The following is a 1,066-nucleotide window of genomic DNA, read 5'->3' as shown; positions in this document are numbered from 1 at the left end:
GGCGAACGCCTGCGAACGCACCGGCTGCACACGCTCGACAATCGCCTCGAAAGGCACGTCAGCATGCGCGAACGCCTCCAGATCGACCGAGCGCACCTGGTCGAGAAGATCCGCGAAACTGTCCCGCGGCGCAAACGACGTCCGCAAAACCAAGGTGTTGACAAACATCCCGACCAACGGATCGAGCGCCTGCTGCCCACGACCGGCGATCGGCGTGGCCACCGCGATGTCATCAGTTGCCGACAACCGCGCCAACAACACCGCCAACGCCGCATGCACCACCATGAACGAGGTCACCCCACGCTCACGGGCAAGCTCGTCGACCCGGACACCCGTCGCGGCCGGCAACGGCACCGACACGGTGGCACCCCGGTGCGAGGCCACCCGCGGCCGCGGGCGATCAGCCGGCAACTCCAACACATCCGGCGTACCCGCCAACTGCTTCGCCCAGTACTCCAACTGCCGCCCGACCACCGACGACGCATCATCCGGCGACCCCAGAACACGACGCTGCCACAACGCAAAATCAGCGAACTGCACATCCAACGGCGCGAACCCCGGCACCTCCCCCACCGACCGAGCCAGATACGCCGTCACGATGTCACCGATCAACGGCCGCATCGACTCACCGTCACCGACGAGATGATGCAACACCGCCAACAAGATGTACTCATCCTCACCCACCGGCAACAAACGCACCCGGAACGGCGGCGCCGCAGCAACATCAAAACCCGAACCCGCCGCGGCCACCAACTCCTCCTCACCGGAGACCACAGCCCAATCCGGCTCCGCCACAGCCGAACCCACAGCATGAACCAACTGGAACGGCTCCCCGTCAACCGCCGGGAACGTCGTCCGCAACACCTCATGACGAGCCACCACATCACGCACCGCCAACTCCAGGGCAGCCACATCCAAACGCCCAGCCAGCCGCACCCCCACCGAGATGTTGTACGTCGGAGCCTCCGGCTCCAACTCATTGATGAACCAGATCCGCTGCTGCGCAAACGACAACGGAACACGATCCGGACGCGGATCAACCGCCGTGACCGGCGGCAGCGCGGCG

General features: G+C 65.6%; 1 protein-coding gene. It reads right to left on the bottom strand.

Going from position 1 to position 1,066, the window contains the following annotated elements; genetic code table 11:
* On the bottom strand, positions 1-1,066 hold a 1,066-nt coding region (locus GONAM_RS22165; RefSeq protein ID WP_006868992.1), incomplete at both ends, for a condensation domain-containing protein.

It is taken from the genome of Gordonia namibiensis NBRC 108229 (assembly GCF_000298235.1).
Lineage (GTDB): Bacteria > Actinomycetota > Actinomycetes > Mycobacteriales > Mycobacteriaceae > Gordonia > Gordonia namibiensis.
The sequence above is the reverse complement of the archived record's forward strand: the minus strand, read 5'-3'. Positions and strand labels throughout refer to the sequence as shown.